Raw genomic sequence first — 24,899 nt, 5'->3', positions numbered from 1 at the left:
GACAATAACCTTTTCTTTCAAAAAGGTTATTTGTGATGACAACTTTAAAAATTAAAGCTTGATCTCTACATCCACACCAGCTGGCAAATCCAATTTCATCAATGCATCTACCGTTTTATCTGTAGGATCCACGATGTCCATCAAACGTTGATGGGTACGGATTTCAAACTGGTCACGGGAAGTTTTGTTCACGTGTGGTGAGCGCAGAATATCAAAACGCTCGATACGTGTTGGCAATGGCACTGGACCTTTAACAACTGCACCAGTACGTTTAGCAGTATCAACGATTTCCAAAGCTGATTGGTCGATCAAACGATAATCAAATGCTTTCAAACGGATACGAATTTTTTGAGCTGCCATGTTTTTTCCTTAAAAAGAGCAAAAAGCGGCAGGATCATCCTGCCGCTCATAAAAAGAATTACTCGATGATTTTGGCAACAACGCCAGCACCAACGGTACGACCACCTTCACGGATCGCAAAACGCAGACCGTCTTCCATCGCGATCGGAGCGATCAATGTCACAGTGATAGATACGTTATCACCTGGCATCACCATTTCTGTACCTGCTGGCAACTCAACTGCACCAGTCACGTCAGTGGTACGGAAGTAGAACTGTGGACGGTAGCCGTTGAAGAATGGTGTATGACGACCACCTTCATCTTTACCCAACACGTAGATCTCAGCGGTGAACTTGGTGTGTGGCTTGATAGAACCGGATTTAGCCAATACTTGACCACGTTCTACTTCTTCACGCTTAGTACCACGCAGCAGTACACCTACGTTGTCACCTGCTTGACCTTGGTCCAGCAGTTTACGGAACATTTCAACACCAGTACAGGTGGTTTTCAGTGTTGGCTTCAGACCAACGATTTCGATTTCGTCGCCGACTTTAACGATACCACGCTCAACACGGCCTGTTACCACAGTACCACGACCAGAGATAGAGAACACGTCTTCTACTGGCATCAGGAATGTACCGTCGATAGCACGCTCTGGGGTTGGGATGTAGCTGTCCAATGCGTCAGCCAATGCGAAGATGGCTGGTTCGCCGATTTCTGATTGGTCGCCTTCAAGGGCCAATTTAGCAGAACCTTTGATGATTGGAGTGTCGTCACCTGGGAAGTCATACTTGCTCAGCAAGTCACGCACTTCCATTTCAACCAGTTCCAGCAATTCAGCATCGTCAACCATGTCTGCTTTGTTCAGGAACACAACGATGTATGGTACGCCAACCTGACGGGCCAACAGGATGTGCTCACGTGTTTGTGGCATAGGACCGTCAGCAGCGGAACATACCAAGATCGCGCCGTCCATCTGGGCAGCACCGGTAATCATGTTTTTAACGTAGTCAGCGTGGCCTGGGCAGTCAACGTGTGCATAGTGACGAGTAGCTGTCTCATATTCAACGTGCGCAGTGTTAATAGTAATACCACGTGCTTTTTCTTCTGGTGCTGCGTCAATTTGGTCGTAAGCTTTTGCTTCGCCACCAAATTTCTTCGTCAACACAGTAGTGATCGCCGCTGTCAATGTTGTCTTACCGTGGTCAACGTGACCAATCGTACCAACGTTCACGTGTGGCTTGGTACGTTCAAATTTGCCTTTTGCCATGATTGTTTTCCTTTAATTCAATACTTTAAATATCAGTGATTTGATAAATCAATTATTTTTTGTTGATGATTGCATCAGCAACGTTTTTCGGCGCATCAGCGTAATGCTTGAATTCCATGCTGTAAGTTGCGCGACCTTGTGACAAGGAGCGAACCACAGTGGAGTAACCAAACATTTCAGACAGTGGCACTTCAGCTTTAATTGCTTTACCACCGCCAGGCATGTCATCCATGCCCTGGATGATACCGCGACGAGATGACAAGTCACCCATCACATCACCCATGTACTCTTCAGGCGTTTCAACTTCCACCGCCATCATAGGCTCCAACAACACTGGATCTGCTTTACGCATACCGTCTTTGAAGCCGATAGAAGCTGCCATCTTGAACGCGTTTTCGTTCGAGTCAACGTCATGGTAGGAACCATCAAACAGGGTCACTTTTACGTCAACCACTGGGAAGCCTGCCAGAACACCTGCTGGAATCGTTTCACGCAGACCTTTATCCACTGCAGGGATAAATTCACGTGGCACAGTACCGCCTTTAATGGCATCCACGAACTCGTAGCCTTTACCAGCCTCATTTGGCTCCATTTTGAGCCATACGTGACCGTACTGACCTTTACCACCGGACTGTTTAACGAATTTACCTTCAACCTCAACCGCTTTGCGGATAGCCTCACGGTAAGCCACTTGTGGCGCACCTACGTTGGCTTCAACGTTGAATTCACGCTTCATACGGTCAACCAGAATTTCCAGGTGCAATTCACCCATACCGGAAATAATGGTTTGGCCAGATTCTTCGTCGGAACGCACGCGGAAAGAAGGGTCTTCTTGTGCCAAACGGCCCAATGCCAAGCCCATTTTTTCCTGGTCGCTCTTAGTTTTTGGCTCAACAGCCACGTGAATCACTGGCTCAGGGAATACCATGCGCTCAAGGATGATAGGCTTGTCTGGAGAGCACAGAGATTCACCTGTGGTCACTTCTTTCAAACCGATACAGGCTGCAATGTCGCCTGCCAACACTTCATCCACTTCTTCACGGTTATTCGCGTGCATCTGAACGATACGACCGATACGCTCTTTTTTACCCTTCACAGAGTTGAGCACGGTATCACCTTTATTCAATACACCTGAGTAAACGCGGATAAATGTCAGCTGACCAACAAACGGGTCTGTCATTAATTTAAATGCCAGCGCAGAGAACCCTTCTTTATCATCGGCTTTACGGCTGGCTGGTTTGCCATCATCATCTTCACCGGTCACATCAGGAATATCTACTGGAGATGGCAGGAACTGAATCACCGCATCCAACATACGTTGCACGCCTTTGTTTTTAAAGGCAGAACCGCACAGCATCGGCTGAATTTCACCCGCAATGGTACGCGTACGCAGACCAAACACGATGTCTTTCTCTTCCAAATCACCGTTTTCCAGGTATTTGTTCATCAAATCTTCGCTGGCTTCAGCTGCAGATTCAACCATCTGCTCGCGCCATTTTTTAGCAGTCTCAACCAGATCAGCCGGAATCTCACCATAAGTAAATTTCATGCCTTGAGAAGCCTCATCCCAGATGATGGCTTTCATTTTCATGAGATCAACGACGCCAGTGAAAGTATCTTCACGGCCAATTGGGATCACCACTGGCACCGGGCTTGCGCGCAGACGTGTTTTCATCTGCTCTACAACTTTGAAGAAATCGGCACCGGAACGGTCCATTTTGTTCACAAAGGCCAGACGTGGCACTTTGTATTTATTGGCTTGGCGCCAAACAGTTTCGGATTGTGGTTGCACACCACCCACGGCACAGTACACCATACAGGCGCCGTCAAGCACGCGCATGGAACGCTCAACTTCAATCGTGAAGTCTACGTGCCCTGGGGTATCAATAATGTTGAATCGATGCTCAGGCAAAGACAGGTCCATGCCTTTCCAGAAACAGGTGGTTGCCGCAGAAGTAATGGTAATCCCACGCTCCTGCTCTTGCTCCATCCAGTCCATGGTCGCTGCACCATCGTGCACCTCACCAATTTTATGGTTCACACCAGTGTAGAACAGAATACGTTCTGTCGTGGTTGTTTTACCTGCGTCAATGTGCGCAGAAATACCAATATTACGGTAGCGTTCAATAGGGGTTTTACGTGCCACGATGCTTTACCTTTGCTATCAATTCAACTAATTATTAAAGAACGAGGTCGTTTAATTAAAAACGGAAGTGTGAGAAAGCCTTGTTGGCTTCTGCCATACGGTGAACTTCTTCACGTTTCTTCATTGCGGCGCCACGGCCTTCGGAGGCCTCAAGCAACTCAGCAGCCAGGCGCAGACCCATGGACTTTTCGCCACGCTTACGCGCTGCATCACGCAACCAACGCATCGCCAACGCGCTACGGCGGCTTGGACGCACTTCAACAGGAACCTGATAGTTAGCACCACCGACGCGGCGACTCTTTACTTCAACGATAGGGCGCAGATTGTTCAACGCTGTGGTGAATAATTCCAGCGGATCTTTGCCACTCTTGCTGGCTACTTGATCAAATGCACCGTAAACGATACGTTCAGCAACTGATTTTTTACCACCAGTCATCAATACGTTTACGAATTTGGATACTTCCTGACTACCAAATTTTGGATCCGGCAAGATATTACGTTTGGGGACTTCTCTACGTCTAGGCATAACTATTCTCTTTCATTTAAATTTTGCTAGCAAACACACAGCAAAGGCATTTCAGCCGCTATAAAAATTGGACGATTGTCCGGCAAACACTTAAAAAATTAAGCTTTTGCTTCTTTAGGACGCTTAGCACCGTATTTGGAACGGGACTGTTTACGGTCTTTCACACCAGCCGTATCCAAGCTACCGCGCACCATGTGGTAACGCACACCTGGCAAGTCTTTTACACGACCGCCACGCAACAGCACCACAGAGTGCTCTTGCAAGTTGTGGCCTTCACCACCGATGTAGCTAATGACTTCGTAGCCGTTAGTCAGGCGCACTTTGGCAACCTTACGCAACGCTGAGTTTGGCTTTTTAGGAGTCGTTGTATATACACGTGTACATACACCACGCTTTTGCGGGCAGGATTCCAGGGCTGGAACCTTGCTCTTGGTTACCACTTTAACGCGTGGTTTACGTACTAACTGATTAATGGTTGGCATTGCCTTAACCTCTTCACCTTTAAAAATCCACCAACTAAGCAGGAAACTCAGGACTGGCGGCATATCAACAATAACGCCTTATTGAGACAATAAGGCTATTCTGAGAAACCCAGCATTCTAATAAACGAGTCAAGGGGTGTCAAGCATTATTCATACTTGACACCCCTTGTTTTATTACCCGGCCTGACGACCGCTAACGCAGAAAATTACTCGGTTGCGTTGTCGTCCGTTGCGGTTTCTTCAACCACTTCTTCTGGCGCAAACATCGCTTCAGCAGCCAACATCGCTTCTGAAGGTTCAGCAGCATTTGGCGTCAGGGACGCAATCGCTGCACGCTTGCGGGACTCGTGATAAGCCAAACCGGTACCGGCTGGAATCAAGCGACCCACAATGACGTTTTCTTTCAGGCCACGCAGATCGTCGCGTTTGCCCAAAATCGCCGCTTCGGTCAACACGCGTGTGGTTTCCTGGAAGGACGCGGCAGAGATGAACGAATCGGTAGACAGCGATGCTTTAGTAATACCCAGCAACACGTACTCGAAGGTTGCCGGACGTTTATCTTCGGCAATCACGCGTTCGTTTTCTGTCAACAGATCCGCACGTTCTACCTGCTCACCAGGAATGAAGCTGGTGTCACCGGCATCTTGTACTTTCACACGGCGCAGCATCTGACGCACAATCACTTCAATGTGCTTGTCGTTAATCTTCACGCCCTGCAAGCGGTAAACGTCTTGCACTTCGTCGATGATGTAACGGGCCAGTGCTTCACGGCCTTGCAGGCGCAAGATATCTTGCGGATCAGCTGGGCCGTCAACGATGGTTTCACCTTTGGTCACCACTTGACCGTCATGCGCGGTGACGTGCTTGTCTTTGGCAATCAGGAACTCGCTGGTCACACCGTCGAGGTCAGTAATCACCAGACGTTGTTTACCTTTGGTGTCCTTACCGAAGGACACAGTACCCGTCACTTCAGCCAGCATACCGGCATCTTTTGGTGAACGCGCTTCGAACAGCTCAGCCACACGTGGCAGACCCCCGGTAATATCCCGTGTTTTGGAAGATTCTTGCGGGATACGTGCCAGCACTTCACCCACGCCCACTTCCTGACCATCTTTCACGGTAATGATACAACCCAGCTGGAAGGTCACGTTAACGGGTGTTTCAGTCCCGGCAATTTTCACTTCCACGCCATTGGCATCCAGCAATTTCACCTGTGGGCGCAAGCCTTTGGATGAACCAGCACGCTGTTTAGGATCAATCACCACCAGTGAGGACAAGCCTGTGACTTCATCCACCTGTTTAGCAACGGTGACACCTTCTTCAACGTTCTCGAACTTCACGCGACCCGCGTACTCGGTAATAATCGGACGGGTATGTGGATCCCATGTCGCCAATGCCTGACCGGCTTTCACTGTTTTACCATCGTTGATGGTCAGTGTCGCGCCGTAAGGTACTTTATGACGCTCACGCTCACGGCCATTGTCGTCAGAAATCACCACTTCACCGTTACGGGAAATCACGATCTGCTCACCACGTGAGTTAGTCACGTAACGCATGGTCGAAGTAAAGCCAGCAGTACCGTTGGACTTGCTTTCTACTTGTGACACGGACGCTGCACGCGATACCGCACCACCGATGTGGAACGTACGCATGGTCAACTGTGTACCAGGTTCACCGATAGACTGCGCAGCAATCACACCAACAGATTCACCGATGCTGATCAGCTTGCCGCGACCCAAGTCACGGCCATAACACTTGGCACAAATCCCGTAACGGGTATCGCAAGTCAGGGCAGTACGCACTTTGACTTCATCAATGCCCAGGGCATCGATTTTTTCGACTTCGTCTTCACCCAGCAAGGTACCCGCTTCATACACCACTTCCTGAGTTTCAGGATGCAGGATATCCAAAGCAGAGGTACGGCCCAGGATACGGTCATGCAATGGCTCAACCACTTCACCGCCTTTAACCAGCGCTTTAGTGACCAAACCTTCTGTCGTACCGCAATCGGTCTCAGTCACAACCAAGTCTTGCGTGACGTCGACCAGACGACGTGTCAGGTAACCGGAGTTCGCTGTTTTCAGCGCCGTATCGGCCAGACCCTTACGCGCACCGTGGGTAGAAATAAAATACTGCAACACGTTCAGGCCATCACGGAAGTTCGCTTTAATCGGCGTTTCAATAATGGAACCATCCGGTTTCGCCATCAGGCCACGCATACCGGCCAGCTGACGCACCTGTGCTGCGGAACCCCGCGCACCAGAGTCAGCCATCATGTAGATTGCGTTGAATGATTCTTGGCGGACAGTTTTACCATCTTTAGTCACCACATTACCATCAGCGTCTTTCACATCCTCTTCACGCAACTGCTTCATCATGGCCTCAGCCACTTTGTCACCCGCGCGGCCCCAGATGTCGACCACCTTGTTATAACGCTCACCTTGTGTCACCAGACCGGAAACATACTGGTCTTCAATTTCTTTCACTTCTGCATCGGCAGCAGCAATCAATTGCTCTTTCTCTGGTGGCACCAACATATCGTTAATGCTGATAGAGATACCGGCTTTAGTCGCGTAGGAGTAACCTGTGTACATCAGTTTGTCCGCAAAAATCACGGTCTCACGGATGCCCACCTTACGGAAGCTGGCGTTGATCAGGCGTGAAATTTCTTTTTTCTTCAATGCCTTGTCAATGTAGCTATATGGCATGCCAGGTGGCAGAATTTCTGACAGCAAGGCACGGCCAACGGTGGTGTTGTAACGATTGAATTTCTCGGTTTTTTGACCGGTTACATCCATCTCGAACTCACGGATACGCACCGTAATCTTGGCGTGCAAATCGATCAGGCCTTGGTCGTACACACGTTGTACTTCCTTGATGTCGCTGAAGATCATGCCTTCGCCGCGTGCAGCCACTTTCTCGCGGGTCATGTAGTACAGACCCAATACGATATCCTGTGACGGCACAATAATTGGTTCGCCGTTGGCTGGAGACAGCACGTTGTTGGAGGCCAGCATCAATGTGCGTGCTTCCATCTGCGCTTCCAGGCTCAATGGAACGTGTACCGCCATCTGGTCACCGTCAAAGTCGGCGTTAAAGGCTGAACACACCAATGGGTGCAACTGGATCGCTTTACCTTCGATCAGGACAGGTTCAAAGGCCTGGATACCCAGACGGTGCAGCGTAGGCGCACGGTTCAACAACACCGGATGCTCGCGGATCACGTCTTCCAGGATATCCCAAACTTCTGGTCCTTCCTCTTCCACTTTTTTCTTCGCAGCTTTAATAGTGGTTGCCAGGCCTAATACTTCCAGCTTGTGGAAAATAAAAGGCTTGAACAGTTCCAGTGCCATTTTCTTAGGCAGACCGCACTGATGCAGTTTCAGCTGAGGACCCACCACAATCACGGAACGCCCGGAGTAGTCCACACGTTTACCCAACAGGTTTTGACGGAAACGACCGCCTTTACCTTTGATCATGTCAGCCAGTGACTTCAGCGGACGCTTGTTGGCACCCGTCATCACTTTACCGCGTCTACCGTTATCCAGCAGTGAGTCTACCGCTTCTTGCAGCATACGCTTTTCGTTACGGACGATGATTTCCGGGGCTTTCAGCTCTAACAAACGCTTCAAGCGGTTGTTACGGTTGATCACGCGGCGATACAGGTCGTTCAAATCAGAAGTGGCAAAACGGCCGCCATCCAGTGGCACTAATGGACGCAACTCTGGTGGCAATACTGGCAAGATTTCCAGGATCATCCACTCAGGCTTAATGCCGGATTTCTGGAAGGCTTCAAGTACTTTCAGGCGTTTGGCGATCTTCTTGATCTTGGCTTCTGAGCTGGTCGCAGACAGTTCGCTACGCAATTTCTCGATTTCGCGCTCGATATCCATGGTGCGCAACAATTCACGCACAGCTTCTGCACCCATCACGGCGTTGAATTCGTCACCGTACTCTTCAACCTTGGCCAGGTAGTCGTCTTCAGTCAACAACTGACCACGGGTCAGGGGGGTCATGCCTGGATCAATGACGATGAATGCTTCAAAGTACAACACGCGTTCGATGTCACGCAGGGCGATATCCAGCACCATACCCAAACGGCTAGGCAAGGATTTCAGGAACCAGATGTGCGCCACTGGTGAAGCCAGCTCAATGTGGCCCATACGCTCACGACGCACTTTGCTCAAGGTGACTTCAACGCCACACTTCTCACAAATCACACCGCGGTGTTTCAAACGCTTGTATTTACCGCACAAGCACTCATAGTCTTTGATCGGGCCAAAGATCTTAGAGCAGAACAGACCGTCCCGCTCTGGTTTGAAGGTACGGTAGTTGATGGTTTCTGGCTTTTTCACCTCGCCATAGGACCATGAACGGATTTTTTCAGGTGAAGCCAGCGCGATCTTGATCGCGTCGAACTCTTCTTCTTGCGTAACCTGTTTAAATAAATCTAATAACGCTTTCATAGAGACTCTCCTAATGGCGGGGCTTAGTTACGGTCCAAATCAATATCAATGGCCAGTGAACGGATTTCTTTCACTAACACGTTGAATGATTCAGGCATACCCGCATCAATTTTGTGCTCACCTTTGACGATATTTTCGTACACCTTGGTACGGCCATTCACGTCATCTGATTTCACGGTCAACATCTCTTGCAAGGTGTATGACGCACCATAAGCTTCCAGTGCCCACACTTCCATCTCACCGAAGCGCTGGCCACCGAACTGGGCTTTACCACCCAATGGCTGCTGTGTCACCAGGCTGTAAGGACCGGTAGAACGTGCGTGCATCTTGTCATCGACCAAGTGGTGCAGTTTCAGTACGTGCATGTAACCCACTGTCACTGGACGCTCGAATGCATCACCTGTACGGCCGTCAAACAGTTTGACCTGTGTTTTACCTGCGTGGAACTGCAGTTTCTTGGTGTGCTCGTCATCATCCGGGAAAGCCAGATCCAGCATGGCACGAATGTCAGACTCAGCGGCACCGTCAAACACTGGTGTTGCAAATGGCACGCCATGTTTCAAGTTGGTTGCCAGGTCGATCACTTCTACATCTGTCAGGCCGGCAATATCTTCTTTCTTGCCAGTGCTGCTGTTGTAGATCTTGTCTAGGAAGCTACGGATTTCAGCCACTTTTGCTTCTGCTTGCAGCATATCGCCCAAGCGCTTTCCCAAACCTTTAGCAGCCCAACCTAAGTGGGTTTCCAGAATCTGACCAATGTTCATACGTGATGGAACGCCCAGCGGGTTCAACACGATGTCCAGCGGTGTACCGTCAGCCATGTGTGGCATGTCTTCCACCGGGCAAATCTTGGAGATTACACCCTTGTTACCGTGACGACCCGCCATCTTGTCACCAGGCTGAATGCGACGTTTCACCGCCAGGTAAACCTTGACCATTTTCTGCACACCTGGTGGCAATTCGTCACCTTGAGTCAGTTTACGCTTTTTCTCTTCGAACTTGTTGTCAAATTCAACGCGTGCCTGGCTCAGGCTGTCTTTTAATTGCTCCAGCTGGCGTGCTGCTTCTTCATCGCTCAAACGGATGTCAAACCAGTCATAACGACCCACGCTTTCCAGGTATTCCTGGGTGAGCGTATCGCCTTTTTTCAGCTTGTTAGGACCACCGGTCGCTGCTTTACCAACCAGCAGACGGCTGATACGGCCGAATGTATCGTCTTCCACAATACGCATCTGGTCGCCCAGATCCTTCTTGTAGTGAGACAACTGGTCGTCAATGATCTGTTGCGCACGTGCATCACGGTCTATGCCTTCACGCGTGAACACTTGTACGTCGATCACAGTACCTGTCATGCCAGATGGCACGCGCAGTGAGGTGTCTTTCACGTCAGACGCTTTTTCACCAAAAATCGCACGCAGCAATTTTTCTTCTGGCGTCAAAGTGGTTTCACCTTTTGGTGTCACTTTACCCACCAGTACGTCGCCCGCTTCCACCTCAGCACCGATGTAGATAATACCGGAGTCATCCAAACGGCCCAGCATACGCTCAGACAAGTTCGAAATATCGCGGGTAATCTCTTCAGGTCCCAACTTAGTATCACGTGCGACTACTGACAGTTCTTCAATGTGAATTGAAGTGTAACGGTCATCAGCCACCACGCGCTCAGAAATCAAAATCGAGTCTTCGTAGTTGTAACCGTTCCAAGGCATAAAGCCTACCAGCATGTTCTGACCCAGTGCCAATTCGCCCATATCAGTCGACGCACCGTCAGCCACTACGTCACCGCGGGCAATGATATCGCCCACTTTGACCAGCGGACGCTGGTTGATATTGGTGTTCTGGTTAGAACGTGTGTACTTGGTCAGATTGTAGATATCCACACCCACTTCGCCTGCTTGCGCTTCAGCATCGTGAACACGGATCACAATACGGCCAGAATCCACATAATCAACCACGCCACCGCGGCGTGCTGTTACCACAGTACCGGAGTCAACTGCCACGGTACGCTCGATACCGGTACCAACCACGGCTTTTTCAGCACGCAGACATGGTACGGCTTGACGTTGCATGTTGGCACCCATCAAGGCACGGTTCGCGTCATCGTGCTCCAGGAACGGAATCAATGAAGCCGCCACAGACACGATCTGCCCTGGCGCCACGTCCATATACTGTACGCGGTCAGGTTGTGTCATGGTGAATTCGTTATGGAAACGCGCAGAAACCAAATCCTCCTTGAAGCCACCGTCTGAAGAAATCTCAGTGTTTGCCTGGGCAATCACGTACTGGCTTTCTTCAATCGCAGACAGATAATCAATCTTGCCAGTGACTTTATTGCCTTCCACCAAACGGTATGGGGTCTCGAGGAAACCATATTCGTTGGTACGGGCATACAGCGCCAAAGAGTTGATCAAACCAATGTTTGGACCTTCAGGCGTTTCAATTGGACAGACACGGCCATAGTGGGTCGTATGTACGTCACGCACCTCAAAACCGGCACGTTCACGGGTCAAACCGCCAGGGCCCAAGGCAGAGATACGACGCTTGTGCGTAATCTCAGACAGCGGGTTAGTCTGGTCCATAAACTGTGACAGCTGGCTGGAACCGAAGAACTCACGGATCGCGCTGGACACTGGTTTCGCATTGATCAGGTCATGCGGCATCAAGTTCTCAGACTCAGCCTGAGACAAACGCTCTTTCACAGCACGCTCAACACGTACCAAGCCGGCACGGAACTGGTTCTCTGCCAATTCACCCACGGAACGGATACGACGGTTACCCAAGTGATCAATATCGTCGATTTCACCGCGGCCATTACGCAACTCGATCAGCACGCCAATCACGGCCAGGATGTCTTCGTTAGACAGCACGTTACTACCGGTGTCGCCTTGTGGACCGACGTTTTCGTAGAAACGGCGCATCCAGGCGGCAGTACGGTCTTCCAGCTTGCTTGGGTAAGCACGGCGGTTGAACTTCATGCGGCCTACCACAGACAGGTCATAACGATCTTCAGAGAAGAACAAACCATTGAACAAGGCTTCTACAGCCTCTTCGGTAGGTGGTTCACCAGGGCGCATCATGCGGTAAATCGCAACACGTGCGCTGTACTGGTCAGGAATCTCATCTGTACGCAAGGTTTGTGAGATGAAGTTACCGTGATCCAGGTCGTTGGTATAAATCGTATCGACTTCAGAGATCTTGGCAGCCACCAGCTTTTCCAACAATGAAGGAGTCAATTCATCATTGGCATTGGCAATCAGCTCACCAGTTTCCGTATCAATAATATTTCTGGCAACGGCACGACCCATCATAAAGTCGGTCGGCACCGCCATGGTTTTCACACCGGCTTTTTCGATATCACGGATGTGTTTTACGGTGATGCGCTTATCTTTGGCGACCAGCACGTTACCATCTTTGTCCGTGATATCAAATTTGGCCACTTCACCACGCAGGCGGTCAGCCACTAACTCAAACTCCACGCCTTTAGGACCAATGTGGAAAGTGTCAGTGTCGTGGAATGTTTCCAGGATTTGTTCTGGAGTGTAGCCCAATGCTTTCAGCAAGATGGTCACTGGCATTTTGCGGCGACGGTCTACACGGAAGTACAAGTAATCTTTAGGGTCAAACTCAAAGTCTAACCATGAACCACGGTAAGGAATGATACGCGCGGAGAACAACAGTTTACCGGAGCTGTGGGTTTTACCACGGTCATGTTCAAAGAACACACCTGGGCTACGATGCAACTGGGACACGATGACACGCTCGGTACCGTTAATAATGAAAGAGCCGTTTTCGGTCATAAGTGGCAATTCACCCATGTACACTTCTTGCTCTTTCACTTCTTTCACGGTGGGTTTGGACGCTTCACGGTCCATGATGGTCAAACGGACTTTGACACGAAGTGGCACAGCATAAGTCAGGCCACGTTGCTGACATTCTTTGACGTCAAACGGCTCTGCGCCTAATTGGTAGCTCACATAATCCAGACGTGCATTCTCGGAATGGCTAACGATAGGGAAAATTGAACGGAAAGTAGATTCCAGACCTTCATTTTTACGCTGATCAACTGGAACATTTTCCTGCAAAAATGATTTGTAGGACTCCAGCTGCATGGCCAGCAGGTAAGGCACCTCTTGAACGCTGTCACGCTTGGCAAAGCTCTTGCGGATACGTTTCTTTTCGGTAAAGGAATAGCTCATAGCGTCTCCTGAAATTTTTTGAGGGTAGAAGACAAAACACTTTTCATCCACTGCAATGTTTTGACATCTAACTTCGCATTTAAAATCAGCCACTTAATTAGCCGGTTGGCTTATCTATATGTGGCCACAATACCGCTTTTACAACAGGCTTCTGGACAATTACAGTTTATTTACAATCTGCAACGCCAGAAATGGCGAAGGCCGACGGTCTCCCGTCAGCCCAGCCAGATTCACAATTGTGAATTATTTCATCTCAGCAGTCGCGCCCGCTTCGATCAATTTCTTCACAGCTGCTTCAGCGTCAGCTTTGCTTACGCCTTCTTTAACAGCTTTAGGTGCGCCGTCTACCAGGTCTTTAGCTTCTTTCAAGCCCAAGCCAGTCAGTTCGCGAACTGCTTTAATCACGCTCACTTTGTTGTCGCCAGCGCCGTTCAAGATGACGTTGAACTCAGTTTGCTCAGCAGCAGCTGGAGCAGCACCACCAGCAGCAGCGCCGCCAGCAGCCACTGCAACCGCAGCAGCAGAAACACCAAACTTCTCTTCGATTTCTTTGATGAATGCAGTCAGTTCCAATACGGTCATGCCACCGATTGCATCTAAGATGTCAGCATTAGAAATTGCCATGATATAAATTTCCTAAAATATTTGATTAAAAATTAAGCCGCTTGCTTTTCTTTTTCGTCGCGTACTGCTGCAACGGCACGAGCAAACTTGGTTGGGATTTCGTTGAGCATGCCAGCCAGTTTGGACAGCAACTCATCACGGCTCAATGTAGAGGCCAAGGCTTGCACGCCAGCCGCATCAAGACGCTCATTAGGCATAGCGCCCGCTTTCAGTACGAACAACTCGTTTTCTTTAGCGAAATTGTTCATGACTTTGGCGGCTGCAACTGGATCGGTAGAAATACCGTAAACCAGCGGCCCAACCATGTCGTCAGCCAATGCTGCAAAAGGCGTACCTTCTACTGCACGACGAACCAAGGTGTTTTTCAACACACGCAGATACACACCTGCATTACGTGCTTCTGCACGCAGTTTCGTCATATTGGCCACGCCAATACCACGATACTCAGCAAGTACGATTGCTTGTGCGTTTGCTACTTGTGCAGCAACCTCGGCAACGACTTCTTTTTTCTCTGTAAGATTAAGACTCAAGGTCTATTCTCCTTCCGTTAATGAAAGCCCGGAAAAATCCCGGGCCACTCACGGCGTCCTTGTGCAGGGCATGGATATATCCTGTGTTGGGGATCGCCATCTGCGTTGGTTTCAAATTGCTGCAAACAGAGGATTGCTCGCCCATCTGCATTCAACTTTCAATTAAGTTACCACCAACGGTCTTTGATGCTCTTGAGTGCTTATTGAAACTGCATAAACACTCAAGCCCAAAGTACTTGCCCGACCCAGCGATGGATCGGGACTTTAATGCTTAAGCTGCTACTGAAGCTTGGTCAACACGTACGCCAGGACCCATGGTGCTGGAAACGGACAACTTCTTCAGGTATACGCCTTTGGAGCTGGCTGGCTTGGCTTTGTTCAAAGCTTCGAGCAATGCAGACAGGTTGCCTTGCAATTGTTCAACTGTGAATGAAGCACGGCCAATCGTGCAGTGTACGATACCGCCTTTGTCAGTACGGTATTGTACTTGACCGGCTTTAGCGTTTTTAACTGCAGTCGCAGCGTCAGGTGTCACGGTACCCACTTTAGGGTTTGGCATCAAACCACGTGGACCCAATACTTGACCCAGCGCACCCACGATACGCATCGCATCTGGGGTTGCAATCGCTACGTCGAAGTCCAGCATGCCGCCTTTAACTTGCTCTGCCAGATCTTCAAAACCAACGATGTCAGCACCTGCCGCTTTAGCCGCTTCAGCTTGTGCACCTTGTGCAAATACGGCTACGCGTACAGATTTACCAGTACCGTTAGGCAATACAATCGCACCACGCACCAGCTGGTCAGATTTACGTGGGTCGATACCCAAGTTAATCACCGCATCTACAGACTCGTTAAATTTGGCAGTGGCGCCTTCTTTAACCAGGTTCAGGGCATCAGCCACTGGGTACAATTTGTTGCGGTCGATTTTCGCGCGCAACGCATCAATTCTTTTTGCCATGTTATACACCCTCCACTTCGATACCCATGCTGCGTGCGCTACCAGCGATGGTACGTACGGCGGCATCCAGGTCAGCAGCCGTCAGGTCAGGCTGTTTTGTTTTAGCAATTTCTTCAGCTTGCGCACGAGTAATCTTGCCAACCTTGTCGGTATGTGGACGTGCAGAACCTTTTTCCAGCTTGGCCGCTTTTTTGATCAGCACGGTTGCTGGTGGGGTTTTCATCACAAAAGTGAAGCTCTTGTCTGCAAACGCAGTGATCACCACTGGGATAGGCAGACCTGGTTCAACGCCTTGTGTTGCCGCGTTAAACGCTTTACAGAATTCCATGATGTTCAGACCACGTTGACCCAGTGCTGGACCAACTGGTGGGCTTGGGTTGGCTTTACCTGCAGGGATCTGCAGCTTGATGTAGCCAATGACTTTCTTTGCCATGTTTGACTCCTAAAATGGGTAATAACGCCTTTAGCAGGCTCCCCGTTGAAAAAATCGACTGCCAGCAATAGCAGCCGACAAGTGCACAACTAGACTTCTTTTTCTACCTGTGCAAAATCCAGCTCAACTGGTGTCGCACGGCCAAAAATGACCACAGAAACACGCAGTTTGTTCTTGTCGTAGTTCACTTCCTCTACGCTACCTGAGAAATCTTTGAAAGGACCATCAATCACACGGACACTCTCACCTTTCTCGAAGGTCATTTTCTGTGTTGGATTAGACTTACTGTCATCCATACGGCGCAGAATAATCTCTACTTCTTTATCTTTGATCGGTGTCGGGCGCTGTGCTGTACCACCGATAAAGGAAGTCACGCGCGGTGTACTTCTGACCAAATGCCAGCTTTCGTCGGTCATTTCCATTTGTACCAGCACATAGCCAGGATACAGACGCCGCTCCGAAATGGTCTTCTGACCATTCTTTAATTCAATCACTTCCTCAACCGGGACCAGAATGTCACCGAATTGGTCTTGTAAATTCGATCTTGCGACGCGCTCTTCCAAACCAGCTTTAACGGATTTCTCCATGCCGGAGAAGGCCTGAACTGCATACCAACGCATAGCCATTAAGCACCCCTACCCATAATCCATTGCACCATGTAGGCAAAACTGATGTCTACCAAGGCCAGAAAAGCCGCCATGATCACAACCAACACGACCACAGCCAGTGTTGTTTGCATGGTTTCCTGACGCGTTGGCCACACCACACGCTTGGCTTCAGCAACAGACTCATTAAAAAATACCAGCGCCTGCTTACCTTGCGGCGCAGTCCACGCGACTGCCACAGATGCGACAATACCTGCCAAGACGGCAAGTATCCTGATAACCATTGCTTTATCTTCAAAAAGATAAAAACCGGCAATCCCCAAAGCAAGCAACAACAGGGATAAAGCCAGTTTGATTTTATCGATCATATACTTAACTTTATGATTTACACCTCAGACTATTCTGGGTGTTTGGCAGGCCAAGAGGGTCTCGAACCCCCAACCCTCGGTTTTGGAGACCGATACTCTACCAATTGAGCTATTGGCCTGTACTCTTTAAAGTGAAAGCTGCACGGGTTGTAGCGCAGCTTTCATTTACATCAACAATTACTCGATGATTTTGGCAACAACGCCAGCACCAACGGTACGACCACCTTCACGGATCGCAAAACGCAGACCGTCTTCCATCGCGATCGGAGCGATCAATGTCACAGTGATAGATACGTTATCACCTGGCATCACCATTTCTGTACCTGCTGGCAACTCAACTGCACCAGTCACGTCAGTGGTACGGAAGTAGAACTGTGGACGGTAGCCGTTGAAGAATGGTGTATGACGACCACCTTCATCTTTACCCAACACGTAGATCTCAGCGGTGAACTTGGTGTGTGGCTTGATAGAACCGGATTTAGCCAATACTTGACCACGTTCTACTTCTTCACGCTTAGTACCACGCAGCAGTACACCTACGTTGTCACCTGCTTGACCTTGGTCCAGCAGTTTACGGAACATTTCAACACCAGTACAGGTGGTTTTCAGTGTTGGCTTCAGACCAACGATTTCGATTTCGTCGCCGACTTTAACGATACCACGCTCAACACGGCCTGTTACCACAGTACCACGACCAGAGATAGAGAACACGTCTTCTACTGGCATCAGGAATGTACCGTCGATAGCACGCTCTGGGGTTGGGATGTAGCTGTCCAATGCGTCAGCCAATGCGAAGATGGCTGGTTCGCCGATTTCTGATTGGTCGCCTTCAAGGGCCAATTTAGCAGAACCTTTGATGATTGGAGTGTCGTCACCTGGGAAGTCATACTTGCTCAGCAAGTCACGCACTTCCATTTCAACCAGTTCCAGCAATTCAGCATCGTCAACCATGTCTGCTTTGTTCAGGAACACAACGATGTATGGTACGCCAACCTGACGGGCCAACAGGATGTGCTCACGTGTTTGTGGCATAGGACCGTCAGCAGCGGAACATACCAAGATCGCGCCGTCCATCTGGGCAGCACCGGTAATCATGTTTTTAACGTAGTCAGCGTGGCCTGGGCAGTCAACGTGTGCATAGTGACGAGTAGCTGTCTCATATTCAACGTGCGCAGTGTTAATAGTAATACCACGTGCTTTTTCTTCTGGTGCTGCGTCAATTTGGTCGTAAGCTTTTGCTTCGCCACCAAATTTCTTCGTCAACACAGTAGTGATCGCCGCTGTCAATGTTGTCTTACCGTGGTCAACGTGACCAATCGTACCAACGTTCACGTGTGGCTTGGTACGTTCAAATTTGCCTTTTGCCATGATGTTTTTCCTTTATTAGTACTAAATAAAGCCAATAATATTGTTTTCACAAATTATGCGACGCGGATGACAGCACCCTTGCGCGACTACTTACCAAGCCCCATATCACTACAGAGCGAATCTGGTGCCCATGGCGGGAATCGGACCCGCGACCTCTCCCTTACCAAGGGAGTGCTCTACCACTGAGCCACATGGGCGTTTTGCCTTTTGTTATTGTTGGAGCGGGCGACGAGGTTCGAACTCGCGACATCTTGCTTGGAAGGCAAGTGCTCTACCAACTGAGCTACACCCGCACTATGCAGAACACCCAAGGAAGGCTCTCACCGACCCGCTTTACAGCAACACCTACAGGCAATCTTTTTTTGGTGGAGGGGGCTGGATTCGAACCAGCGTACTCAGAGAGAACGGATTTACAGTCCGTCGCCTTTAACCACTCGGCCACCCCTCCAAAAAATCGACCGCGATTATCGCGGTTTATCTCATTGACGTCAACGTCAACTGACATAAATTTGGTGCCGGGTATCGGAATCGAACTGATGACCTTCGCATTACAAGTGCGCTGCTCTACCAACTGAGCTAACCCGGCATTTCAGGAAGGCGCAACTATATCACTTTTTTTGCGATGTGATCTAGTGCTTTTATGAATTTTTTTATTTTTTGTTTAAAAATTTGGTTTTAAGCTGCGGGACCGATAAAACAACATGCACCCAAGCAGGACAAGCCAATTTACTTCACGACTTTGAGGTGATTTTTTTTCGCTTGCATCTCGGTAGCCGGTTCAGTTTCAGCAGACTCCCGCTTTTCTGGGACTGGCGGCACACCATCAACCACCTCAAAGAACATGCCTTGGCCATTTTCGCGCGCGAACACCCCACCCACCCGATTGATAGGGACATAGATATGCTGCGCAACGCCATTAAACCGCGCAGAGAACACCACCGCATCGTTATCGATATGCAAATCTTTCACTGCGGTGTAGTTGACGTTGAGCACGATCTCACCATTTTTCACATACGCCATCGGTACTCGCGTGTGCGCATCCACTTTAACCAGCAAATGCGGCGTCAGATTATTGTCGATACACCATTCATGAATGGCGCGAATCAAATATGCCGTCGTTGGGATTAATGTGCTCATATCGAACTTCCTTAAAAAAACAGCGCGAATATTGATTCGCGCTGCTTATGCATAACTCAAGAATTACTTACGCATTGCCTTTTCAGACGGCGTCATCGCTTCTGCATACATCGGACGGGAGAACAAACGCTCTGCATATTTGAGCAAAGGCGAAGCCTGATTCGGCAACTCAATGCCATAGTGCCCCAAACGCCAGAGTAACGGCGTAATCGCCACATCCAGCATGGAGTATTCATCCCCCATCAGGTAATTTTGTTTACCGAAGATAGGCACCAACTGGGTCAAATTATCACGAATCACTTTGCGCGCGCGGTCAGCCGCTTCGTCATTACCAGACTCGATATCTTTGATGTGACTAAATAAATCTTTCTCAAAGTTATACAAGAACAATCTTGCACGGGCACGCATGACAGGGTCTGCTGGCATAAGCTGCGGATGTGGGAAACGCTCATCAATATATTCATTGATAATATTAGCTTCCGACAAGACCAAGTCACGCTCAACCAACACTGGCACTTCCCCATATGGGTTCAAAATCGCCAGATCTTCTGTTTTATTGGTTAAATCCACATCAATGACTTCAAAGTCCATGCCTTTCTCGAACAGCACGATACGGCAACGGTGACTGTAAGGATCAACGGTACCCGAATACAATCTCATCATAATTTATTTTCCCTATAAAAAAAGACACCAAGGCCTCACGCCTTGGTGTCAGACTTGGTTGGCAATTAGCGAATATCTTTCCAGTATTCGGCTTTGATTTTTTTCACCAAGAAGAACAACACTGCCAGGAACAGCAACACCACCACACCAATCCACAAACGTGATTGTTTGGCTGGCTCCGCCATAAATGCGAGGAAGTTGGTCAGGTCACCGACAAACTGGTCATACTCTTGTGGGTTGAGCTTACCGGCTTTATCCAACTTAAGGGTGTGCGTTTCGTGATCCAACAGCTGCACACCTTGCAACTCGTACAACACATGCGGCATGGCAACCTTGTCAAAGACCAAGTTATTCCAGCCAGTAGGACGGGACTCATCCTTGTAGAAACTACGCAGATAGGCATACACCCAATCCGCACCACGCGCACGCACCTCAACGCTCAAATCAGGCGGTGCAGCACCAAACCATTTTTTCGCATCTTTAGGATTCATGCTAATTCGCATGGTCTCGCCCACCTTCTCACCGGCAAACAGCAGATTCTCCTTGATCTCCTTGTCGGTCAGGCCAATATCCTGCAAGCGGTTGTAGCGCATGTAGTTGGCACTGTGGCAGTTGAGGCAGTAGTTTACAAAAATCTTGGCACCACGCTGCAATGACGCTTTATCCGTCATTTTGATTGGCGCCTTGACGTCAATATGCACCTCATTTGCAAACGCCATCGCTGACGCCAAGAGGGCCAAGCCTGTAAAGGCCTGCAAAAACAATTTCTTCATCATTAGTATGTCACCCTTTCTGGCACAGGCTTGGTTTGATCTTTTTTGGTATACCAAGGCATCAAGGCAAAGAATGCAAAGTACACAACTGAACAAATACGCGCCAGTACAGTTGCGCGGTCTGCACGACCCATCCACGGTCCAAACTGACCCCATACATCACCCGGCACGGTTCCCAGGTAACCCAAGATCACAAAGCTGATCACAAACGCGGTCAGCCAGCGCTTGTAAAGCTTGCCACGGTAGCGAATAGACTTCACCGGACTCTTGTCCAACCAGGGCAAGAATGCAAAGGCAACGACTGACAAGCCCATGGCGACCACACCCGGGAATTGCGAAATACCAATAGGCGGTACTGCACGCAAGATGGAGTAATAAGGTGTGAAATACCAAACCGGTGCAATATGCGGAGGCGTCTTCAACGGGTCAGCGGGAATAAAGTTATTCGCTTCGAGGAAGTAACCACCCATTTCAGGCATAAAGAACACAATGGCAAAAAACACCATCAGGAACACAACCACGCCGACCAGATCTTTCACAGAGTAGTAAGGGTGGAAAGGAATACCATCCAATGGAATACCGGTTGTCTTGTCTTTGTGCGCCTTGATCTCAACGCCATCCGGGTTGTTAGAACCAACCTCATGCAAAGCCACAATATGCACAGCAACCAAGCCCAGCAAAACCAGTGGCAAAGCAATCACGTGGAAAGCAAAGAAACGGTTCAGGGTAGCATCGGAAACCAGGTAGTCGCCGCGCAACCATTCTGACAAGTCAGGACCAATAAACGGCACGGTTGAGAACAGGTTCACAATCACCTGTGCACCCCAGTAAGACATTTGGCCCCATGGCAGCAGATAACCAAAGAAAGCTTCACCCATCAACACCAGGAAAATGCCTACACCAAACAACCAGATCAGTTCACGTGGGGTCCGGTAAGAACCGTAAATCAAGCCACGGAACATATGCAGGTAGACCACCACGAAGAACATGGAAGCACCGGTAGAGTGCATGTAACGGATGATATTGCCGCCAAATACATCCCGCATGATGTATTCCACCGAAGCAAAAGCTAACTCAGCATCCGGCTTGTAGTTCATGGTCAGGAAGATACCAGTGACTATTTGCAGCACCAGCACCAATAAAGCCAATGAACCGAAGAAATACCAGAAGTTGAAATTTTTCGGTGCGTAATACTCGGTAAGGTGTCCCTTGATGGTACTGGTCAGCGGGAATCTGGCATCAAACCAGCCCAACAAACCAGCGGCAGCTGTTGTTTTTTTATTCGTTGCCATGATAATTAAGCCTCCGCCTTCTTGTCTTCGCCGATCAGCAAGGTCGTTTCAGTGAGATATTGATGTGGCGGCACCAGCAAGTTTTTTGGCGCCGGAGAGCCTTTGAACACACGGCCAGCCAAGTCAAATTTAGAGCCGTGGCAAGGGCAGACAAAACCACCATCCCAGTCAGCCGTCATTGCAAAGTTGTCATTTGGTGAACAACCCAGATGCGTACAGGTCCCCAACATGACCCCAAACTCCGGCTTGATCGAACGATCCTTGTTTTTGCAATACTCCGGCTGTTGTGGCACCTCCAGATTTGGATCCGACAACTGGTCGTCATGTTTGACCAGCTTATCCAGCATTTCCGGCGTACGACGGACAATCCAGACTGGTTGACCGCGCCATTCAGCCGTCATTTTTTCACCTGGCTTCAACTTGCTGATATCCACTTCGACAGGTGCACCCGCTGCTTTGGCACGTTCACTTGGTAGCATGCTACCAACAAACGGCACCGCTACTGCAGCCACCCCGACAGCGCCGGTGGCGGCAGTCGCTTTCACCAAAAAATCGCGTTTTTGCAAATCCACCTCAGATGGCTGGCAAAACGACAAACAGTTGTTGTCAATTTTGTTTTCTGACATTGGCTTCCTTAATCTACCCTTTTGAGGTAACAGTGAGTATAAAACTTGAGTCGCGATTATACATTTTTCGCAGAAACAAGCCAAATTTATTTCAATAAGTCATTGATATTAATCAATTAAACCGGGTTATCCAACTCCACATAAACGTGGTCAAATCCATGCGTTTGCGCGAGCCACTGCCCGAGCGCCTGTACACCATAGCGTTCTGTGGCATGATGCCCCGCGCTGAGGTAAGCCGTACCCGATTCGCAGACGGTATGCCAGGTTTGCTCAGAAACTTCACCACTGATAAACAAATCCACGCCAGCATTCACAGCTTGCTGAATATAGGATTGAGCGGCACCAGTACACCAAGAGACAGTGTGTACTAACTTATTCTGCACCCCAAGCAATTGCGGCTGCCGACCCAATCGTTGCCCGACATGCTCTGCCACCTGTGCCACCGTCATCGGCTGTGTTAATTTTGTGACAGGCAGCATATTTTTATCATCAAGATAGTGCGTCACAGGCCAGCCGAACACTTGTCCTAACTGCACATTGTTTCCAACCTGCGGATGCGCATCGAGCGGCAAGTGATACGCCAGCAGGCTGATATCATGTGTGAGCAAGTGTTTAAGGCGCTGTCGCTTCATTCCCGTTACCTCAGCCGCCTCGCCACGCCAGAAATAGCCATGATGCACCAGAATAGCATCAGCCTTTAGATCAATAGCTGCCTCAATCAGGGCCTGACTGGCAGTCACCCCACTCACAATCCGCTGCACTTGCGGCCGCCCCTCCACTTGCAAACCATTGGGGCAATAGTCCTGAAATTTGCCAAGTTGCAAAAAATTAGCCAATTCACTGACAAGAAGATTCAATTCCATCTCTGAGTCTCATATACTAGTCGTTGGTTAAGACATTCACTTTATTGCACATTTAACTTTTGGCATCTATGCGACATCTCTGGTCTATCTTCTCACAAGCAGTCACCGTTTGTCTGGGCATTTTGTTTGTCTTAAAACTTTTTTATCCTAACCTGCTCACACAACCTGCAAACAAAACGCTGGTCATCAAGGAAACCGTCGCCAATAGCCAAGCCATGGTGGCAAAATCCGGCTACCGCAATGCCGTGAGTAAAGCCATGCCATCGGTGGTTAATATTTTCACCACTGCCAGGATTAGCCAGGACCCACATCATGCATTAAAAAATGACCCCTTGTTTCGTCATTTTTTCGGCGATGAAATAGAAGAAGAGGATGAACAACCTGAAAACAGTCTTGGCAGTGGCGTCATTGTGAGTGCAGATGGCCTGATCCTCACGAACAACCACGTCATCAGTTCAGCCGACCAAATTGAAGTGGCACTGAGTGACGGTAGCAAATCCTCTGCGACGGTGGTTGGTACCGATCCTGAGACAGATCTGGCAGTGCTTAAAATTGACCGCAAACAATTGCCTGCAATCACGTTTAGCAATAGCGATCAAATGAAGGTCGGTGATGTCGTACTGGCAATCGGTAACCCGTTTGGCGTCGGTCAAACCGTCACCCAAGGCATTATTAGCGCATTGGGCCGCAATCATCTAGGCATCAATACCTTTGAAAACTTTATTCAAACCGATGCTTCGATCAACCCAGGCAACTCTGGTGGCGCACTTATCGACGTTAACGGCAACCTGATAGGTATTAACAGCGCCATCTATTCGCGCAACGGCGGCAGCATGGGGATAGGCTTTGCCATTCCGGTCAGTATTGCCAAACAAGTCATGGAGCAAATAACCTTTAACGGCTCAGTGACACGTGGCTGGATAGGCATAGAAGCGCAAGACATTACGCCGGAATTGGCAGAATCCTTTAACCTCAAAAATGTGAATGGCTCATTAATTGCCGGCGTCTTGCTAGACAGCCCGGCTGATCGCGCCGGATTACGTCCTGGCGACATCCTGATTGCCATCGATAACAAACCTGTGACGGATAGCCAGGCAATGCTGAATCTGATTGCGATGCTGAAACCAAGAGACAAGGCCACACTGGCGATCTTGCGCGCTGGTAAGAAAATGGAAATTAGCCTAACAGTAGGTAAGCGCCCACTCCCAAGCAAACTGCCGCAATAGTTTGGATT

21 protein-coding genes and 5 tRNA genes are annotated in these 24,899 nt (G+C 49.3%); 1 reads left to right on the top strand and 25 read right to left on the bottom strand.

Annotated elements, in window-relative coordinates; all coding sequences use genetic code 11:
- Window positions 1-51: 51 nt before the first annotated feature.
- From rpsJ to ACIDF8_RS00955, 25 genes are all read right to left on the bottom strand, one after another.
- The gene (rpsJ, locus tag ACIDF8_RS01075; protein WP_018986280.1) at window positions 52-360 is read right to left on the bottom strand and encodes a 30S ribosomal protein S10; all 309 of its coding nucleotides are present in this window, start codon (window positions 358-360) and stop codon (window positions 52-54) included.
- Window positions 361-418: 58 nt separating this feature from the next.
- On the bottom strand, window positions 419-1,609 hold the full coding sequence (gene tuf, locus ACIDF8_RS01070) for an elongation factor Tu (protein ID WP_026295380.1): 1,191 nt from the start codon (window positions 1,607-1,609) through the stop codon (window positions 419-421).
- A gap of 52 nt (window positions 1,610-1,661) precedes the next feature.
- On the bottom strand, window positions 1,662-3,755 hold the full coding sequence (gene fusA, locus ACIDF8_RS01065) for an elongation factor G (RefSeq protein WP_194748735.1): 2,094 nt from the start codon (window positions 3,753-3,755) through the stop codon (window positions 1,662-1,664).
- Between the two features lie 55 nt (window positions 3,756-3,810).
- Window positions 3,811-4,281 carry a 30S ribosomal protein S7 gene (gene rpsG / locus ACIDF8_RS01060; RefSeq protein ID WP_194748736.1) on the bottom strand — a complete coding sequence of 157 codons (471 nt, stop codon included), beginning with the start codon at window positions 4,279-4,281 and terminating at the stop codon, window positions 3,811-3,813.
- A 98-nt stretch (window positions 4,282-4,379) separates the two neighbouring features.
- On the bottom strand, window positions 4,380-4,763 hold the full coding sequence (gene rpsL / locus ACIDF8_RS01055; RefSeq protein ID WP_091473213.1) for a 30S ribosomal protein S12: 384 nt from the start codon (window positions 4,761-4,763) through the stop codon (window positions 4,380-4,382).
- Window positions 4,764-4,969: 206 nt separating this feature from the next.
- Window positions 4,970-9,229 carry a DNA-directed RNA polymerase subunit beta' gene (gene rpoC / locus ACIDF8_RS01050; RefSeq protein ID WP_412008792.1) on the bottom strand — a complete coding sequence of 1,420 codons (4,260 nt, stop codon included), beginning with the start codon at window positions 9,227-9,229 and terminating at the stop codon, window positions 4,970-4,972.
- Window positions 9,230-9,252: 23 nt separating this feature from the next.
- Window positions 9,253-13,425 (bottom strand): DNA-directed RNA polymerase subunit beta, encoded by a 4,173-nt coding sequence (gene rpoB / locus ACIDF8_RS01045; RefSeq protein ID WP_412008791.1) that lies wholly within the window; start codon window positions 13,423-13,425, stop codon window positions 9,253-9,255.
- Window positions 13,426-13,668: 243 nt separating this feature from the next.
- The gene (gene rplL, locus ACIDF8_RS01040; protein ID WP_049637759.1) at window positions 13,669-14,049 is read right to left on the bottom strand and encodes a 50S ribosomal protein L7/L12; all 381 of its coding nucleotides are present in this window, start codon (window positions 14,047-14,049) and stop codon (window positions 13,669-13,671) included.
- Window positions 14,050-14,081: 32 nt separating this feature from the next.
- The gene (gene rplJ, locus ACIDF8_RS01035) at window positions 14,082-14,579 is read right to left on the bottom strand and encodes a 50S ribosomal protein L10 (RefSeq protein ID WP_412008790.1); all 498 of its coding nucleotides are present in this window, start codon (window positions 14,577-14,579) and stop codon (window positions 14,082-14,084) included.
- Window positions 14,580-14,850: 271 nt separating this feature from the next.
- A complete protein-coding gene (gene rplA / locus ACIDF8_RS01030; protein WP_412008789.1) occupies window positions 14,851-15,537 on the bottom strand; it encodes a 50S ribosomal protein L1 in 687 nt (228 codons plus the stop codon).
- Between the two features lies 1 nt (window position 15,538).
- Window positions 15,539-15,970 carry a 50S ribosomal protein L11 gene (rplK, locus tag ACIDF8_RS01025; protein ID WP_018987686.1) on the bottom strand — a complete coding sequence of 144 codons (432 nt, stop codon included), beginning with the start codon at window positions 15,968-15,970 and terminating at the stop codon, window positions 15,539-15,541.
- Window positions 15,971-16,059: 89 nt separating this feature from the next.
- The gene (gene nusG / locus ACIDF8_RS01020) at window positions 16,060-16,596 is read right to left on the bottom strand and encodes a transcription termination/antitermination protein NusG (protein WP_412008788.1); all 537 of its coding nucleotides are present in this window, start codon (window positions 16,594-16,596) and stop codon (window positions 16,060-16,062) included.
- Window positions 16,596-16,943: a preprotein translocase subunit SecE gene (gene secE, locus ACIDF8_RS01015; protein ID WP_275357986.1), complete on the bottom strand. Its 348-nt coding sequence runs from the start codon at window positions 16,941-16,943 to the stop codon at window positions 16,596-16,598. The genes nusG and secE overlap by 1 nt, the downstream gene beginning before the upstream one ends.
- Window positions 16,944-16,986: 43 nt before the next feature.
- A tRNA-Trp gene (locus ACIDF8_RS01010) sits at window positions 16,987-17,062 on the bottom strand.
- Between the two features lie 58 nt (window positions 17,063-17,120).
- Complete coding sequence (tuf, locus tag ACIDF8_RS01005; protein ID WP_026295380.1) at window positions 17,121-18,311, bottom strand: elongation factor Tu; 1,191 nt, start codon at window positions 18,309-18,311, stop codon at window positions 17,121-17,123.
- Window positions 18,312-18,433: 122 nt separating this feature from the next.
- Window positions 18,434-18,508, bottom strand: a tRNA-Thr gene (locus tag ACIDF8_RS01000).
- Window positions 18,509-18,528: 20 nt separating this feature from the next.
- A tRNA-Gly gene (locus ACIDF8_RS00995) sits at window positions 18,529-18,604 on the bottom strand.
- A 70-nt stretch (window positions 18,605-18,674) separates the two neighbouring features.
- Window positions 18,675-18,759, bottom strand: a tRNA-Tyr gene (locus ACIDF8_RS00990).
- 62 nt (window positions 18,760-18,821) lie between these two features.
- Window positions 18,822-18,897: transfer RNA gene (locus tag ACIDF8_RS00985), tRNA-Thr, on the bottom strand.
- 140 nt (window positions 18,898-19,037) lie between these two features.
- Window positions 19,038-19,448: a ClpXP protease specificity-enhancing factor gene (locus ACIDF8_RS00980; RefSeq protein ID WP_412008787.1), complete on the bottom strand. Its 411-nt coding sequence runs from the start codon at window positions 19,446-19,448 to the stop codon at window positions 19,038-19,040.
- Window positions 19,449-19,511: 63 nt separating this feature from the next.
- Entirely contained in the window at window positions 19,512-20,111 is a 600-nt protein-coding gene (locus tag ACIDF8_RS00975) for a glutathione S-transferase N-terminal domain-containing protein (protein WP_412008786.1), read from the bottom strand.
- A 65-nt stretch (window positions 20,112-20,176) separates the two neighbouring features.
- Complete coding sequence (locus ACIDF8_RS00970) at window positions 20,177-20,887, bottom strand: cytochrome c1 (protein ID WP_412008785.1); 711 nt, start codon at window positions 20,885-20,887, stop codon at window positions 20,177-20,179.
- Window positions 20,887-22,176, bottom strand: a complete 1,290-nt coding sequence (locus ACIDF8_RS00965) for a cytochrome b (RefSeq protein WP_412008784.1) — start codon at window positions 22,174-22,176, stop codon at window positions 20,887-20,889. The genes ACIDF8_RS00970 and ACIDF8_RS00965 overlap by 1 nt, the downstream gene beginning before the upstream one ends.
- Window positions 22,177-22,181: 5 nt before the next feature.
- Window positions 22,182-22,802: a ubiquinol-cytochrome c reductase iron-sulfur subunit gene (gene petA / locus ACIDF8_RS00960; protein ID WP_412008783.1), complete on the bottom strand. Its 621-nt coding sequence runs from the start codon at window positions 22,800-22,802 to the stop codon at window positions 22,182-22,184.
- 116 nt (window positions 22,803-22,918) lie between these two features.
- Window positions 22,919-23,665, bottom strand: coding sequence for a Nif3-like dinuclear metal center hexameric protein (locus ACIDF8_RS00955; protein ID WP_412008782.1), 747 nt, complete (start codon window positions 23,663-23,665; stop codon window positions 22,919-22,921).
- Window positions 23,666-23,733: 68 nt separating this feature from the next.
- Here ACIDF8_RS00955 and ACIDF8_RS00950 point away from each other — a divergent pair, with 68 nt between their 5' ends.
- A complete protein-coding gene (locus tag ACIDF8_RS00950; protein ID WP_412008781.1) occupies window positions 23,734-24,891 on the top strand; it encodes a S1C family serine protease in 1,158 nt (385 codons plus the stop codon).
- The last annotated feature ends 8 nt before the right edge of the window (window positions 24,892-24,899 follow it).

Origin of the sequence: Methylophilus sp. 3sh_L (assembly GCF_046766015.1) — a bacterium.
Lineage (GTDB): Bacteria > Pseudomonadota > Gammaproteobacteria > Burkholderiales > Methylophilaceae > Methylophilus.
This window is presented reverse-complemented; position numbering and strand designations above follow the sequence as displayed.